The organism is Paracoccus gahaiensis, assembly GCF_005048225.1.
Lineage (GTDB): Bacteria > Pseudomonadota > Alphaproteobacteria > Rhodobacterales > Rhodobacteraceae > Paracoccus > Paracoccus gahaiensis.
Window position 1 is genome coordinate 1 of sequence record NZ_SUNI01000024.1, and the last position, 15,214, is coordinate 15,214.

The following is a 15,214-nucleotide window of genomic DNA, read 5'->3' on the forward strand; positions in this document are numbered from 1 at the left end:
CCACCACCGCCCTTCTGGGCCTCGGCGCCGCCCCGGCGCTGTCCCAGACCGTCGGCATCTCGATCCCCGCCGCCACGCATGGCTGGGCGGGCGCGCTGAACTTCCATGCCGAGCGCACCGTCGCCCGGCTGCAGGAGGCCAACCCCGACATGCAGTTCGTGCTGACCACCACCTCGGATCCCGGCCAGCAGGTCTCGGATCTCGAGGACATGGTCGCCACCCGCGGCATCGACGCGCTGGTCGTGCTGCCCTTCGAATCCGAGCCGCTGACCGGCCCGATCCAGCGCATCGCCGACAGCGGGGTCTGGGTCACGGTCGTCGATCGCGGCCTGGCGCAGGAGGGGATCGAGGACCTCTACGTCGCGGGCGACAATGACAGCTTCGGGCGCACCGCCGGCGGCTACTTCGCCGAGACCCTGGACGAGGGCGCGCAGGTCGTGGTGATGCGCGGCATCGCCTCGACCGTCGACAACGAGCGCGTGGCCGGCTTCGAGGCCGCGCTGGAGGGCTCGGGCGTCGAGATCGCCGCGATGGATCACGGCAACTGGAACCGCGACACCGCCTTCAACCTGATGCAGGACTGGCTGTCGCGCTTCCCCGAAATCGACGCGGTCTGGGCCGCCGACGACGACATGGCCGTGGGCGCGCTGGCCGCCATCGACCAGGCCGGCCGCACCGACGAGATGTTCGTCGTGGGCGGCGCCGGAATGAAGGAGATGGTCGACCGGATCCGCAACAGCGATCCCACCGTCCCGGTCAACGTCACCTACCCCCCCTCGATGATCTCCACCGCCATCGAGATGACCGTCCTCGGCCTCACCGCAGGCGCCCCCATGAGCGGAGACTTCATCATCGCCTCCGAACTCATCACGCCCGAAAACGCCGAAGACTTCTACTTCGAAGACAGCCCGTATTGAGAGAAAAAGCGCGCGGGGGGGGATACCCCCCGCGCGCGGGACCACCCGGCCCGGAGGAGGGTCGGTCCGCCCTGAGATGTCAACGGTTTCAGCCGTGATCCCGGGGCACGAGCATGAGGGAGGATACCATGACCGATTTGTCGGACCGGATGACTGCGGGCCAAGATCCTGCGGACCCGACGTCCAGGGGCCTGACGCGGCGAAGCCTGTTCCAGGGCGCGGGCGGGCTGGCGGTGGCCGGTGCCGGACTGGGCGCAGGCCTGTCAGGCCCCGCGATGGCGCAGGAGGCGCAGGGCGCCGGGCTGCGCGGCAACATCAACCATTCCGTCGCGCGCTGGACCTTCGGCGACATGGCCCTGGCCGATCTCTGCGTGCTGGGCACCAGCGTCGGGCTGCGGGCCATCGACCTCTGCGGTCCCGACGACTGGCCTACCTTGCGCGAGCACGGGATGGACAGCTCGATGTGCAACGGCGCCGAGATCAGCCTGGAGGATGGCTGGGCGGATCCCGCTAATCACGCCACGCTGATCGAGAACTATACCCGCCACATCGCGCTGGTGGCCGAGGCGGGCTACACGAACCTGATCTGCTTCAGCGGCAACCGGCGCGGCATGAGTGACGAGGAGGGCCTAGCCAACTGCGCCGAGGGCCTGGCGCATATCCTGCCGCTCGCGTCGGAGGCGGGCGTGGTCCTGCAGATGGAGCTGCTGAACAGCCGGGTGAACCACCCCGACTATCTGTGCGACCGCAGCGCATGGGGCGTCGCCCTGTGCGAACGCCTGGACAGCGAGAATTTCAAGCTGCTCTACGACATCTATCACATGCAGATCATGGAAGGCGACGTGATCCGCACGATCACCGAGCACAACCAATGGTTCGGCCATTACCATACGGCCGGAAACCCCGGTCGCAACGAACCGGACGACAGTCAGGAATTGAACTATCCGGCGATCTGCCGCGCGATCCGCGACACCGGCTATCAGGGCTGGCTGGCGCAGGAATTCGTGCCGCGCGATCCCAGCCCGGACGCCGCCGCGCAATCGCTGCGCGACGCGGTCCTGACCTGCGACGTCTGACAACGCCCCCAGCAAGACACCTGAGAAAAGGAACGCCAGATGGCAGAGAACATGCATTACGACGCGATCGTCGTCGGATCCGGCATCAGCGGCGGTTGGGCCGCCAAGGAGCTGACCGAGCGGGGCCTGAAGGTCCTGATGCTGGAACGCGGCCGCAACATCGAGCATCTGACCGATTACGTCCATGCCGAGAACGAGGCCTGGAACTATCCTCATCGCGGCACCGCGACGGTCGAGATGAAGGACAACTATCCGGTCCTGTCGCGCGACTATCCGCTGAACGAACAGACCTTCGGCATGTGGGCGAACGAGCAGGAGAACCCCTATACCGAGGCCAAGCGCTTCGACTGGTTCCGGGGCTATCATGTCGGCGGGCGGTCCCTGATGTGGGGGCGCCAGAGCTATCGCCTGTCCGACACCGATTTCGGCGCCAACGAGCGCGAGGGGATCGCGACCGACTGGCCGATCCGCTATGCCGACATCGCGCCGTGGTACGACCATGTGGAACGCTTCGCGGGCATCTCGGGCACGAACGAGGGGCTGGACATCCTGCCCGACGGGCAGTTCCTGCCGCCCATTCCGCTGAACATCGTGGAAAAGGACGTGGCCGCGCGCCTGCGCAATGCCTTCGGCGGCAAGCGCTATCTGATCAACAGCCGCGTCGCCAACATCACCGAGGCGCTGCCCGACCAGAATCGTGTGGCCTGCCAGTATCGCAACAAGTGCTGGCTGGGCTGCCCCTATGGCGCCTATTTCAGCACGCAATCGGCGACCCTGCCTGCGGCCATCGCCACCGGCAACCTGACGCTGCGCCCCTTCTCGATCGTCAAGGAGGTGCTGTACGACAAGGACAGCAAGCGCGCGACCGGCGTCGAGATCATCGATGCCGAGACGAACATGACCTATGAATACACCGCGAATGTGGTGTTCCTGAACGCGTCGAGCTTCAATTCCACCTGGGTGCTCATGAACTCGGCCACCGATGTGTGGGAAGGCGGGCTTGGGTCATCCTCGGGCGAGCTGGGCCATAACGTCATGGACCACCATTTCCGCGTCGGCGCCGAGGGCCGGGTCGAAGGATACGACGACAAGTACTATTTCGGGCGCCGCCCGGCGGGCTTCTACATCCCGCGCTTCCGCAACACGGATGGCGAGGAGCGGCCCTATACCCGCGGCTTCGGCTATCAGGGCTCGGCCAGCCGCCAGGGCTGGCGCCGCGACATCGCGGAACTGAACATCGGCGCCGACATGAAGGAGGCCCTGTCCAAGCCCGGCGACTGGACCATCGGCATGACCGGCTTTGGCGAGATGCTGCCCTATCATGACAACTTCATCGCGCTGGACCGGGGCACGACCGACAAATGGGGCCTGCCGGTCCTGTCGATCAGCGTGGACCTGCGCGAGAACGAGATGCGCATGCGCGAGGACATGAAGCAGGACGCGGTCGAGATCTTCGAGGCCGCCGGCGTCGTCGACGTGAAGCCCACCGAAAGCGACTATGCCCCCGGCATGGGCATCCACGAGATGGGCACGGCGCGCATGGGCCGCGACGCCGCGACCTCGGTCCTGAACGGCAACAACCAGGTCTGGGACGCGCCCAACGTCTATGTGACGGACGGGGCCTGCATGACCTCGGCGGCCTGCGTGAACCCCTCGCTGACCTATATGGCGCTGACCGCGCGGGCGGCGGAACATGCCGTCAACGCCCTCAAGAACGGAGATCTGTGATGAACCGCCGCCAGCTTCTGACGATGATCGCCGCCGTCACCGGCACGGCCATGATGGGCGGGCAGCGCGCCCTGGCCTATCTGCCGACCGAGGTGGGGACGAACATCTTCACCCCCGAGGATGCCGCCTTCCTGGACGAGGTGGCCGAGACGATCATCCCCGCCACCGACACGCCCGGCGCGAAGGAGGCGGGCGTGGGCGCCTTCATCACCCAGTTCGTCAGCGACTGCTATACCGACGAGGAGCAGGCGGCCTTCCGCGACGGCATGGAGACGCTGAAGGCGCAGGCGCAGGACCGGTTCGACCGGCCGTTCGAGGATCTGGACCCCGAGGAGCGCCGCGAGATGCTGCAGGCGGCCTCGGACGAGGCCCGCGACCAGGCCGCCGTCCTGGCCGAGGCCGAGGAGCGGCGCGAGCAGTCGCTGGACATCCAGCCCTCTGCCGACACCGCCGCCGACGAGCAGCCGGAAGAGGCGGCCGAGCCGGAGCTGCACTGGTTCACACCGATCCAGCAGCTGGTGCTGTTCGGCTTCTTCACCTCGGAGGTCGGCGCCACGCAGGTGCTGCGCTACGAGCCGGTGCCGGGCGAGTATATCGGCGATCTGGACTATGACGGCGGCCCGGCCTGGGCCACCTGAGATCCCGCAGGCCCCCGGTCCCGACCGGGCCGGGGGCCTTTTTGTATTTTGCACAAGGCTGATCCGTCATGACCCTGACTTCCCAAAAACTGACCCCCCTGATTGCCGCCGGCCTGATGCTGGCCACCCCCGCCTTCGCGCAGGATGCCGCGCCCGAGCCTACGCAGGAGGAACGCCAGGCCCAGTCCCGCGTGACCGAGGTGCAAGGCCCCGAGCCGCGCCTGGTCCAGACCCCCGAGGGCCAGCCCCCTTCTGATGCGACCGTCCTGTTCGACGGCTCCACCCTTGAGGGCTGGGAATCCGTCGATGGCGGCGAGGCAGAGTGGACCATCGAGGACGGCTCCCTGCATGTCGGGCGCGGCAGCGGCGACATCCGCACGACCGAGAATTTCTGCGACGTGCAGTTGCATGTCGAATGGCGCTCGCCCCCCAATGACGAGGGCCATGACAGCCAGGATCGCGGCAACAGCGGCGTCTTCCTGCAGGAACGCTACGAGGTGCAGGTTCTGGACAGCCATGAGAACCCGACCTATGCGAACGGTCAGGCGGGCTCGATCTACAAGCAGCACCTGCCGCTGGTGAACGCCTCGCGCGAGCCGGGCGAATGGCAGAGCTATGACATCATCTTCCAGGCGCCGATCTTTGCCGAGGATGGCGCGCTGCGCCGTCCTGCGCATCTGACGGTCCTGCACAATGGCGTCGTGGTGCAGAACCATGCGCAGCTGCAGGGCGCGACGGAATGGATCGGCTATCCCAGCTACGAGGCGCATGACTGCGCGCCGATCCGGCTGCAGGACCATGATGCCGATGTCAGCTTCCGCAACATCTGGGTCCGCCCGATGTAGGCTGCGGCCACCCATCTGCAGATGAAAAAAGGGCCGCGATGGATGTCGCGGCCCCAGTCACCTGTCCGGCAGGGAGGAGAATCAGCGCGTTGCGCTGTCCGGCAGGTTTTCGGTGAGGAAGGTAGCGCCGGTCATCACGACCTCGGCCGCGTCGATCGGCTGGTCATGCTCGATGATGTACCACTGCGCGCCGGCCTCTTCGGCGGCGGGCAGGATCGCATCCCAGTCCAGCGTGCCCTCGCCCAAAGCCTTGAAGCCGCGCTCGTCCTCGGCCTCGCCCTCGGGGGCGTTGTCCTTGGCATGGATCGCGAAGACGCGTCCGTCGAAGCGGCCCAGATATTCGACCGGGTCCAGGCCCCCGCGCGCGACCCAGGCCAGATCCAGCTCGGCCATCACGTCCTCGCCGGCGGCCTCCATCATGATCTCCAGCGCGGTGCGGCCGTCGAACTCGACCATCTCGAAATCATGGTTGTGATAGGCCAGCGTCATGTCCTCGGCCTGCAGCGTCTCGCTGAGCGCGGCCAGCTCCTCGCCAAGCGCGGTCCAGCCGGCGGCATCGGTCGGACGCGCCTCCTCGGCCAGATAGGGCACGGTGATCACATCGTTGCCGATGGCCTTGTTGAAGTCGATGACCGCCTGCGCATCGGCGCGCAGGTCGTCCAGCTGGGCATGGGTCGAGATCGCCTCGACGCCGTATTCGGCCATCATTGCGGACAGGTCCTCGGCGGTGCTGTCCTGCATGCCGACCGTCTCGACGGCGGTGATGCCGGCGGCCTGCACGGCGGCGAACTGCTCGTCCAGCGTGCCGTGATCGCGCAGCGTGTACATCTGCACGGCAATCGGCAGATCGGCGGTGGTGCGGGCATCCTGGGCGAAGGCGCCCGATGCCGTCATCGTCACGGCCACCAGTCCGCCCAGAACGGCGGGGGTTGCGAAAGTCATGTAAAGATCCTCCTCGGTCAGCACCCCGCTCCACCGGGGGCCTTGAGGAAAATGTAATGGGTTTCATTGGCCATGAAAAGGATTACATCGGCCCCTCTGCGGTTTTTGGCCGCAGCGGAAGGGTCAGGCGCCGTGGCGTCCGTCAGGCGGCGCCCAGATGGTCGCGGATGACCTGGCTGCGCTGCCGGAAGACCTCGGTGTCGGTGAAGGGGGCGCCGTCCGCCGCCGCGCGGGCGATCAGCTGCGCCAGGCGCGGGCGGTCGGCCTCCAGCCCGGCGATCACCTCGGCAAGCGCCGCCGTGTCGCCGCGCGGGACCAGCGCGCCGCCGCCATGGGTGGCGATCAGGTCCGAGGAATAGGCGCTGGCATAGCCCGCCAGCGGACAGCCCGAGGCCAGCGCCTCGATCAGGCAGCGCGGCGATTCGGGCGTCAGGTGGCAGAAGAGGAACAGATGCGCGTCGCGCAGCTCTTCCAGCACGGCCTCGCGGTCCACCAGAAAGCCCGGCATCTCGACCCGCGAGGTCAGCCCCGAGGCCTCCAGCCGCGCGATCATCGCGGGCCGGTCGGTGCCGTCCCCCAGCCAGCGGGCGCGGAAGTCCACCCCCCGGCGGTCCAGCTGTTCCAGCACCTCGATCCAGTCGAAGGGGCCCTTCATCGGATCGGCGCGCCCGGCATAGACGAGGCGCAGCGGACCGGTCAGCACCCCGGCCGTCTTGGCCGCCAGCCGGTCGGGGTCGATATGGTCGCCGGCCGAGATATGGATGTCATGCACGATCTCGGCGGGGCCGCGCGCATGGGGGGCATAGGTCTCGAAGGTCTCGCGCCCGTGAAAGAGGCCAAGCGAGGCGCGGCGCACGACGGCGCGTTCCAGCATCGCCATGGGCCGGTGCGTCAGACGGGCGCGCAGGGTCGTGCGCCAATGGCCGGTGCCGATCTCCTGCCGCACGACCTGCGATTCGACGCGGTCGGTCCAGGCGGCGAAGGGCCGGCCCATCCGGTGCGCGGTCAGCGCGGCCACCGCGCCCCAATCCCCGAACAGCCCGCCGATCGCGAAGCTGAGCCAGTCCGCCTCCGAGATCAGCTTGCGGATCCGGCGCTGCGTGGCGGGCAGATGGCGCAGGAACTGGTCGGGGCGATAGGCCATCGGAAGGGGTTCGAAGACCACCCGGTCCAGCCGGGGATCGTCGGGCAGGGCCGGCACCCAGCCCGGCGGCACCGGCCCGGGATCCAGCGGCATCATCACCACCACGCGCGAGAAATTGCGTGCCCAGAGCTGCAGGCCGTTGAGGGCCTGCGATTCGACGAACAACCCCCCCTCCGCGTCCTGATGCAGCGGGACGGGCGCATAAAGCAGCAGCGTGTCGTTCAAGGGCCGGCCCCGCGTCATTGGTAAACTTCCACGTTCAGGGGATATGTCAAAACGACCTGCAAGGCCATGTATACATATGACTATGCATGACTTGCCGCTGTGACCGAAGGCCGCACCGGGCCGGTCAGGCGGGAACGGCGACCGGAGGACCGTCGGGGCGGGTCAGCACCTCCATGCGCAGGCCATAGATCCGGTGCAGCGTCTCGGGGCGCATCAGGTCGGCGGGGCTGCCCTGCAGCACCACGCGACCGCCCTTCAGCGCGACGATATGGTCGCAGAAGCGGGCGGCCATGTTGACCTCGTGCAGCACGATGACGGCGCTGCGGCCCCCCTGGTGGCACATGCGGCGGACGAGGGCCAGAACCTCGACCTGATGGGCGATGTCCAGCGCGCTGATCGGCTCGTCCAGCAGCAGGGTCCCGGCCTGTTGCGCGACCATCATCGCCAGCCAGACGCGCTGGCGCTCTCCGCCCGACAGGCTGTCAACCAGCCGGTCGGCAAAGGCCTCGACGCCGCATTCGGCCATGGCGCGGGCGATGGCGTTGCGGTCGGCGGGGGTGACGCGGCCAAGCGCGCCGTGCCAGGGATAGCGGCCCAGGGCCACCAGCTCGCGCACCAGCATGCCTTCCGCCGGGGGCAGGGTCTGGGGCAGGAAGGCCAGCCTGCGGGCATGGTCGCGCGCGCGCCAGTCGGACAGGGGGCGGCCCTCGAAGCTGACCTGCCCCGTGGCCGCGCCTTGGCGCGCCAGCACCTTCAGCAGCGTCGACTTGCCCGAGCCGTTATGCCCGATCAGCGCGATCATCCGGCCCTGCGGCAGGTCCAGAGAGATGTCGTCCAGAAGGCGGCGCCCGGGCACGTCCACGGAGAGGTTGCGCAGGGAGAACAGGGTCATCGCGGCGTCCTCGTCATCAGCCAGATCAGCCAGGGCGCCCCGATCAGCGTCGCAAACAGGCCCAAGGGCAGCTCGTAGGGGAAACCCGCCATGCGCGCGCCGAAATCGGCGGCCAGCATCAGGCCCGCGCCGATCAGCGCGCTGCCGGTCAGGTGGTCGGCGGGCCGGGCCAGTCCGATCCGCCGGGCCAGATGCGGCGCCATCAGCCCCACGAAGCTCAGCGGCCCGGTGATCAGCGTCGCGGCCCCGGTGGCCAGCCCCGCCATGGCGACCAGCGCCAGCCGCACGCGCGGCAGGTTCAGCCCGGCGCCCACAGCCACGCCCGCGCCCAGGGGCAGCAGCGCCAGCCAGCGGCCCGCCGCCAGGGCCGCCAGCCAGACCACGCCCGCCAGCCCGGCCAGCGCCAGCGCGCCGGTCATCGTGACCGTGCCCGTCGCGCCGCTGAGCCAGGTCAGCACCGCCCAGGCCCGCGCGTCACCCACGGCCATCATCGCCGACAGCACCGCCGAGGCCAGCGCCGAGACGGCGATGCCCGCCAGCAGCACCCGCTCGGGCGGCATGTCGCGCCGGGTGGTGAAGGCGATGACGATGGCCAAGGCCAGCGCGCCGCCCGCCATGCTGCCAAGCGTCAAGGCCAAGGCTGCGGGGGCGGCCACCCCGAAAGTCACGGCGGCAAAGCCCAAAGCCGCGCCGCCCGAGACGCCCAGCACCTCGGGCGAGGCCAGCGGGTTCGCGGTCAGCCGCTGCAGGATCGCCCCCGCGAGGGCCAGCGCCGCCCCCGAGGCCCCCGCCGCGATCAGGCGCGGCAGCCGCATCGGCAAGAAGGCCGCCAGGCTGCCCGCGTCCAGCACCGCCCATCCGCCCGGCACGCGTCCGATCCACAGCAGTGCCAGCGCCATCACCAGCAGCCCCCCGGCCAGCGCCGCCAGCAGGCGCCGGGGGCGGGCGCGGCGCGGCGCCGGGCCCTCGCCCCGCTCGCGGCCCGGAGGGGTTGATCCGCGCAGGCGCGGCAGCAGCCAGATCAGCAGCGGCCCGCCGACCAGCCCGGTCAGGGCGCCGGTGGGGAAGGTCTCGCCCCCCAGACCGGCCACGGCCAGAACCAGCCCGTCGCAGAGCGACAGGATCAGCGCGCCGAGGACCGGCGACCAGACCAGCAGCGCCGGGATGCTTCTGGCGCCAAGGCTGCGGGCCAGCGCGGGCGCGGCCAGACCGACAAAGGCGATCAGGCCCAGTTCCGCCGCCACGCTGGCCGCGATCCAGACCGCCAGCACCACGGCAGCCAGCCGCATGGCGGCGACGTTCAGCCCCAGCCCCGCCGCGCCCTCGGCGCCCAGGGACAGCACCCGCAAGGGGCGCGCCAGCGCCGCCGCCGCCAGCCCGGCCAGCGTCAGGACAAGGGCCAGATTGCGCACCCCGCTCCAATCCTGCTGGACCAGCGAGCCGCCGTTCCAGATCACCAGCGACAGCAGGTACTGCCCCTGCGCCAGCGTCACCGCCGTCGCCACCGCCGAGGCGGTCAGCCCGACCAGCATCCCCGCGATCACCATCGTCACGGGCGCGAAGGCCCGCGCCGCGCCGATGGCCAGCACGACCGCCGCCGCCGCCAGACCTCCCGCCATGGCGATGGGCCAGCGCCCGCCCTCCAGCACCCCGGGCGCGAAGATCGTCGTCAGCACCAGCGCCAGCTGCGCCCCGGCGGAAATGCCAAGCGTGGTCGGATCGGCCACCGGGTTGCGCAGCACCACCTGCAGGATCGCGCCGGACAGGCCTAGCGCCGCCCCGGCCAGAGGCGCGATCACCCCGCGCGGCATCAGCCCGTATCCCATGCGGATCTGATCGAGGCTCATCGCCGCCGGGTCCAGCGGCCAGCCGGGCCAGGGCAGGCTGCGCGCCGCCATCATCCACAGGGCCAGCGCGACCAGCGCGCCCAAGGGCAGGACCATGCGGGCGGCGGGGCTCATCCTTGCGCCCCGCGCCCGTCCAGCGCCTCGGCCAGCAGCCCCGCGAAGCGCCGCGCCGAGGGGACGGCGCCGAAGGCATTGACCCGCGGCAGGTGATGGACCCGGCCCGCTGCCACCTGCGGCAGCGCCTGCCACAGCACGCTGCGCGCCAGCCCGCGCCGGGCCTCGGGCGGGACCGGGCCGATGATGATCAGCCGGGCCTCGGGCATCTCGGCCAGCCGCTCGAGGGGCACCGGGGCCATGAAGCTGAAGGCGGTGCGGCCCGTCCAGGCATTCGCCAGCCCAAGCCGGTCCAGCGTGCTGCCGAACAGGCTGTCAGGGCCGAAGGCGCGCAGATGGCGGGCATCGCCGATGTCGATCAGCGCCAGGGGCCGGTCGGCATGGGGGGCCAGCCGCACGGCCCACCGGTCCAGATCCGCCTCGGCCCGCCGTTGTGCCCCGGCGCCCGCGCGGGGATCGCCGATGCGATCCGCCAACACGGTCAGCGCGGACATCGCCTTTGGCAGGGGCGGTTCACCGGGCAGGTAGAAGGGCAGCGACAGGACCGGCGCGATCTGCGCCAGCCGCGCCTCGTAGCGCGTGTAATAGGGAGAGCTGAGGATCAGCATGGGCCGGACCAGCTGCAGCAGCTCGAAATTGGGCGCACCGCGCAGGCCCAGATCGGTCACCTCGGGCGGAATCTCGGGCGTGACGGCATCGGCGCGGAACCGGATCAGCTCGGCGGCGGCGACCGGCATGTGGCCCAGGGCCACGGCGGTCTCCAGCATCGCCCAATCGATCGCCGCCAGCCGGGGCGCGGCGGCCCCGGACGCCGCAGAGGCCCCCCATGCGGACGACGCCGCCAGCATCGCGCCGGCGGCGGTCAGAAAGCGGCGACGCGAGGGCCCGCGGGATGCGGCCCCGCCGCCTACCACCGGTAGGCCACCTTGGCGGCCAGCGTGCGGCCTTCACCGTAATAGCAGCCGAAGGCGCCGCAATTGGCCAGATAGACCTCGTCGGTCAGGTTCGCCAGATTGACCGAGGCCTCGACATTGCCGCGCGTATAGCTGGCGCCCAGATCGACCAGCGTGACGCTGTCCAGATCGAAGCTATTGCTGAAATCGCCCTTGCGCGAGCCGATATGGCGCAGGCCGCCCCCGGCGCGGATGCCATTGCCGAAATCGCGGTCCACCCACAGGCTGGCCAGATGGCGGGGGGCGTTGGGCATCTCCAGCCCGTCCTCGGGGCCGCCGACCTGTTCGGTGCGGTTATAGGCATAGCCCGCGCGGACGGCCCATCCCTCGGTCAGCTCGGCCGTGGCCTCCAGTTCCAGACCCCGGGAGGTGATCTCGCCCACCTGCCGGTTCACCCCGGCCCCCAGATTGCGGACCAGGTTCTCCTGCGTCAGATCATAGATCGCGGCGGTGAAGAGGGCGTCGATGGCGGCGGGCTGGTATTTCACGCCCAGCTCCCATTGCTTGCCGGTGGTGGGCTCCAGCGTCTCGCCGGTCGTGTCGTCCAGCCCGATCTCGGGGTCGAACGAGGTCGAATAGCTGACATAGGGCATCACGCCATTGGCCATCACATAGGACAGGCCCGCCCGCCCGGTCAGCGCGTCGTCGGACTGGTCCAACGTCGTTTCGCCGGTCGTGACCTCGGTGCCGGTCTGCTCGGTCCAGTCCTGGCGCAGGGCCAGCGATCCGCGCCAGTTGCCGACCGAGATCTCGTCCTGCAGATAGATGCCGACCTGCTTCAGCGTCACGTCGCTGCGGCTGACATACCATGCCGGCTGCAGGGGCAGGGCGCCATAGTCCGGCGCCCGCCAGTCCAACGGCTGGCCGAAGAAGAACTCGGTCGTGGTGTCGGCATCGTATTGGCGGATGTCCAGCCCGACCAGCAGATCATGGGTCACCGCGCCCGTGGTGATCCGGTTCGACAGCCGCGTGTCGAGGTTCAGCCCCGAGGTGCTTTCCTGCTGCCGGTTGGCGCCGCGCGTGACCGACAGCCCGTCCTCGGTCAGCCCATTGACGTAATGGCCGGTATAGTCCCAATCGAACCGCTCGGCGCGGAAGCCCTGCGACAGGGTCCAGCCATTGTCCAACTCCTGGCTGATCTCGATGCCGATATTGGCCATCTCGCGGTCGCTGTCGTCGAAGGAGGGCTCGCCATAGTAATCGTCGCGCAGATCCTCGCCCTCGCCGATCCGGGTCAGCGCGAAGGGCACACCCGGGGGCGAGATCGGCGCGTCCTTGGTGTAGGAGGCGATCAGGTCCACCGTGGTCAGCGCGTCGGGGGCATAGCGCAGCGCCGCGCCCAGATAGCCGCGCTGGTTGGTCAGCTCGTCGATCTGGGTCTGGCTGTCCCGGGCGATCCCGGTCAGGCGCCAGGACAGCACCTCGGACGGCGCGCGGTTCACGTCGAAGAACAGCTGGCTGCTGTCATTGCCGTCATAGCCCGCGCCGATCTCGGTGAAGTCGACAGCCTGCGCGCGCTTCTGGATCTGGTTGATGATCCCCGAGGGCGATCCGGCGCCATAGAGCGACGAGTTTGGGCCCTTGAGGACCTCGACCTGCTGGATGCCGTAGGTTTCCGAGGCCGGGGCGCCCAGATAGCGCAGCTGCCGCAGCCCGTTCACATATTGCGAGCTGCGCGCCTCGAAGCCGCGCACCGTGGGGCTGTCGAAGCGCGGATCGGCGCCGAAGGGCTCGCCCAGCACGCCGGCGGTATAGTTCAGCGCCTGTCCCAGGGTCTGGGCGTTCTGGTCCTCGATCTGCTGGCCGGTCACGACCGAGATCGACTGCTGCGTCTCGGCCAGCGGCGTGTCGGACTTGGTCGCCACCTGCCCATAGCCCGCGACATAGCCATCCGTCTGCGCGGCGGTGTCGGTCGTGGCCGTCAGGACGATCTCGTCCAGCAGGATGGGCGCGGGGCCGTCCTGCGACAGGGCGGGCGCGGTCGAGAGGGCCAGAAGACTTGCCCCGGCGAGGCAGGTCGAACGAAGGGAGGGGGACATGGGGACCTGCTGATTGACGAGGATGCGGGTAACTGACTAGTTTACTCGGATTCGTCAATCGGGGAAATGAGGACCCTGTCCTTTCAGGTCAGGTCCGGCGGCACCTGTCCCGTCAGCCGCGCGCGCAGCAGGCTGACGGCGCTGTCGGGAGTCGTCAGCACGGGGCGGTCCTGGGCCGCGCGCAGCGCCGGGGCGGCGCGGGCCAGGCTGAACTGGCCCAGCAGCAGCAGGTCCTGCGGGCCCAGATCGCGGCAGGCGGCGACCACCGCCCGATCATGGCCCGGCCCGTCGCCCGCCTGCAGCGCGGCCAGCGCGCCCTCGGCCAGCACAGGGGTGATCCGCACCGGCCGCCCCGCCGCATCGGCCATCTGCTGCAGCTCCACCGTCAGCGCCGGCAGGGACGGAGGGAACGTCACCACCAGCGCCACGTGCGGGCCCATCTGCAGGGCGCGGGCGAAGGCGGCCTCGTTGGGGCGCAGGACGGGAAGGGGCAGGTCGGCGCGCACCGCCTCGATGGCCGGCCCGAAGGCCGAGCAGGTGAACAGCACCGCCTGCGCGGGCACGGCGCCGCTGCCCGCCGCCGCATAGCGCCCAAGCGTCAGGAAGCGCGCGGTCATCGCCGCATCCAGCCGCCCCGCCGCCGCCAGATCCGCCGAGAGCGAGGCATCCAGCAGATCGGCGGTCCGCGCCTCGGGCCAGAGCCGGGCAAAGGCCTCGCGGATCGGCGCCACCGATTCGGGCAGGGCGTGGATCAGGGCGATGCGCGGGGCAGGGGTCATGCGGGAACCTTCGGGGCGTGAGGGGACCCGCCTCGGCGGATCAGGGGATCAGCGCAGGACCTCGGTCCAGATGCGGGTGTAGATGTCCTGCGTCGCAGGCTCGCAGAGCCGCGCGGTCTGCGCCGAGCCCTGCAGATCCTCGGGGATCACCAGTTCGGGCGCATCGGTCAGGTCGGGATCCATGAACGCCTCGGACCCCGCGATCGCATTGGCATAGCGCAGGTAGTTCGAGATGATCGCCGCATTCTCGGGGTCCATCACGAAGTTCTGGAACAGCTTCGCATTGTCGGGATTGCGGGCATCGGCCAGCACCGCGACATTCTCCATCCAGATCGGAAAGCCCTCGCGCGGATAGCCATAGGCAAACTCGGGGTTGGCCGCGCGAATGCGCCCCGAGGCGCCGTTCCAGAAGGTCGAGGCCAGGATGTCCTCGTTGATCAGCGTCTCGAAGGGGGGATAGTCGATGCCGGTCCAGAAGGGCTTGGCGGCCAGCATCCCGTCGCGGACCTGGCGCAGGATGTCCATGTCGGCGCTGCAGATCTCGCCGCCGTAATACATGACGGCCAGGTTCATGATGTCCTGCATCTCGGGGACGACATTGATGCGGCCGCGCAATTCCTCGGGCGGGTCGAGGAAGATGGCCGAGCTGTTGATGTCGCCCGCATAGCTGCCGGTATGGACCAGGATGCCGGTCGTGCCCCATTGCCAGGGCGCGGTATAGACGCGGCCCGGGTCCCATTCGGGATCGGCCCATTCGGGCAGGATGTTGGCGGCATTCTCCATCTGGCCCGGGTTGGTCTGCATCAGCAGGTCCTGCGCGATCCAGATCGGCAGGAAGCTGGAGGTCGGCACCACGATGTCGAAGCCGTGCCCGCCCGCGCGGATCTTGGCCAAAGCCGCGTCGTTGCTGTCATATTCGGTGACGGTCACGCGGACGTCGTAGGTGTCCTGGAACTTCTCGATCAGCTCGGGGGGCGTGTAATTGCCCCAGTTGAAGATGTGCAGCTCTCCCTCGGCCAAGGCCGGGGTGGCGGTCAGGGCGGCGAGGCCGGCAAGGAGCGGTTTCATCGGATTT

Annotated in this window: 13 protein-coding genes; 5 read left to right on the forward strand and 8 right to left on the reverse strand. The window is 69.5% G+C overall.

Annotation, left to right across the window (positions count from 1 at the left end):
• From FA743_RS17255 to FA743_RS17275, 5 genes are all read left to right on the forward strand, one after another.
• A partial coding sequence (locus FA743_RS17255) for an ABC transporter substrate-binding protein (RefSeq protein WP_342774418.1) occupies positions 1–917 on the forward strand: 917 nt, incomplete at its 5' end.
• Between the two features lie 128 nt (positions 918–1,045).
• Positions 1,046–1,993: a hydroxypyruvate isomerase family protein gene (locus FA743_RS17260; protein WP_246055024.1), complete on the forward strand. Its 948-nt coding sequence runs from the start codon at positions 1,046–1,048 to the stop codon at positions 1,991–1,993.
• 39 nt (positions 1,994–2,032) lie between these two features.
• The gene (locus FA743_RS17265) at positions 2,033–3,721 is read left to right on the forward strand and encodes a GMC oxidoreductase (protein WP_136887327.1); all 1,689 of its coding nucleotides are present in this window, start codon (positions 2,033–2,035) and stop codon (positions 3,719–3,721) included.
• A complete protein-coding gene (locus tag FA743_RS17270) occupies positions 3,721–4,359 on the forward strand; it encodes a gluconate 2-dehydrogenase subunit 3 family protein (RefSeq protein ID WP_136887328.1) in 639 nt (212 codons plus the stop codon). Before FA743_RS17265 ends, FA743_RS17270 begins: the two co-directional genes overlap by 1 nt.
• Before the next feature lie 68 nt (positions 4,360–4,427).
• Positions 4,428–5,204 carry a 3-keto-disaccharide hydrolase gene (locus FA743_RS17275; RefSeq protein WP_169308927.1) on the forward strand — a complete coding sequence of 259 codons (777 nt, stop codon included), beginning with the start codon at positions 4,428–4,430 and terminating at the stop codon, positions 5,202–5,204.
• A gap of 81 nt (positions 5,205–5,285) precedes the next feature.
• On the opposite strand, the gene FA743_RS17280 is transcribed toward FA743_RS17275, so the two are convergent.
• From FA743_RS17280 to FA743_RS17315, 8 genes are all read right to left on the reverse strand, one after another.
• A complete protein-coding gene (locus FA743_RS17280; RefSeq protein ID WP_136887329.1) occupies positions 5,286–6,146 on the reverse strand; it encodes a sugar phosphate isomerase/epimerase family protein in 861 nt (286 codons plus the stop codon).
• A gap of 142 nt (positions 6,147–6,288) precedes the next feature.
• A complete protein-coding gene (locus FA743_RS17285) occupies positions 6,289–7,515 on the reverse strand; it encodes a glycosyltransferase (protein WP_246055025.1) in 1,227 nt (408 codons plus the stop codon).
• A gap of 124 nt (positions 7,516–7,639) precedes the next feature.
• Positions 7,640–8,407 carry an ABC transporter ATP-binding protein gene (locus tag FA743_RS17290; RefSeq protein ID WP_136887331.1) on the reverse strand — a complete coding sequence of 256 codons (768 nt, stop codon included), beginning with the start codon at positions 8,405–8,407 and terminating at the stop codon, positions 7,640–7,642.
• Positions 8,404–10,368, reverse strand: a complete 1,965-nt coding sequence (fhuB, locus tag FA743_RS17295) for a Fe(3+)-hydroxamate ABC transporter permease FhuB (protein ID WP_136887332.1) — start codon at positions 10,366–10,368, stop codon at positions 8,404–8,406. Before fhuB ends, FA743_RS17290 begins: the two co-directional genes overlap by 4 nt.
• Entirely contained in the window at positions 10,365–11,282 is a 918-nt protein-coding gene (locus FA743_RS17300) for an ABC transporter substrate-binding protein (protein ID WP_169308928.1), read from the reverse strand. The genes fhuB and FA743_RS17300 overlap by 4 nt, the downstream gene beginning before the upstream one ends.
• The gene (locus tag FA743_RS17305; RefSeq protein WP_136887334.1) at positions 11,276–13,360 is read right to left on the reverse strand and encodes a TonB-dependent siderophore receptor; all 2,085 of its coding nucleotides are present in this window, start codon (positions 13,358–13,360) and stop codon (positions 11,276–11,278) included. The genes FA743_RS17300 and FA743_RS17305 overlap by 7 nt, the downstream gene beginning before the upstream one ends.
• 83 nt (positions 13,361–13,443) lie before the next feature.
• On the reverse strand, positions 13,444–14,139 hold the full coding sequence (locus tag FA743_RS17310) for an aspartate/glutamate racemase family protein (RefSeq protein ID WP_136887335.1): 696 nt from the start codon (positions 14,137–14,139) through the stop codon (positions 13,444–13,446).
• Between the two features lie 48 nt (positions 14,140–14,187).
• Positions 14,188–15,207 (reverse strand): extracellular solute-binding protein, encoded by a 1,020-nt coding sequence (locus tag FA743_RS17315; RefSeq protein WP_136887336.1) that lies wholly within the window; start codon positions 15,205–15,207, stop codon positions 14,188–14,190.
• Positions 15,208–15,214 lie beyond the last annotated feature (7 nt).

What these genes read in the sequence shown, in the direction of transcription:
- FA743_RS17260 (WP_246055024.1), top strand. Translation starts at nt 1,046, where the DNA reads ATGACCGATTTGTCGGACCGGATGACTGCGGGCCAAGATCCTGCGGAC.
- FA743_RS17265 (WP_136887327.1), top strand. Translation starts at nt 2,033, where the DNA reads ATGGCAGAGAACATGCATTACGACGCGATCGTCGTCGGATCCGGCATC.
- FA743_RS17270 (WP_136887328.1), top strand. Translation starts at nt 3,721, where the DNA reads ATGAACCGCCGCCAGCTTCTGACGATGATCGCCGCCGTCACCGGCACG.
- FA743_RS17275 (WP_169308927.1), top strand. Translation starts at nt 4,428, where the DNA reads ATGACCCTGACTTCCCAAAAACTGACCCCCCTGATTGCCGCCGGCCTG.
- FA743_RS17280 (WP_136887329.1), bottom strand. Translation starts at nt 6,146, where the DNA reads ATGACTTTCGCAACCCCCGCCGTTCTGGGCGGACTGGTGGCCGTGACG.
- FA743_RS17290 (WP_136887331.1), bottom strand. Translation starts at nt 8,407, where the DNA reads ATGACCCTGTTCTCCCTGCGCAACCTCTCCGTGGACGTGCCCGGGCGC.
- fhuB (WP_136887332.1), bottom strand. Translation starts at nt 10,368, where the DNA reads ATGAGCCCCGCCGCCCGCATGGTCCTGCCCTTGGGCGCGCTGGTCGCG.
- FA743_RS17305 (WP_136887334.1), bottom strand. Translation starts at nt 13,360, where the DNA reads ATGTCCCCCTCCCTTCGTTCGACCTGCCTCGCCGGGGCAAGTCTTCTG.
- FA743_RS17310 (WP_136887335.1), bottom strand. Translation starts at nt 14,139, where the DNA reads ATGACCCCTGCCCCGCGCATCGCCCTGATCCACGCCCTGCCCGAATCG.
- FA743_RS17315 (WP_136887336.1), bottom strand. Translation starts at nt 15,207, where the DNA reads ATGAAACCGCTCCTTGCCGGCCTCGCCGCCCTGACCGCCACCCCGGCC.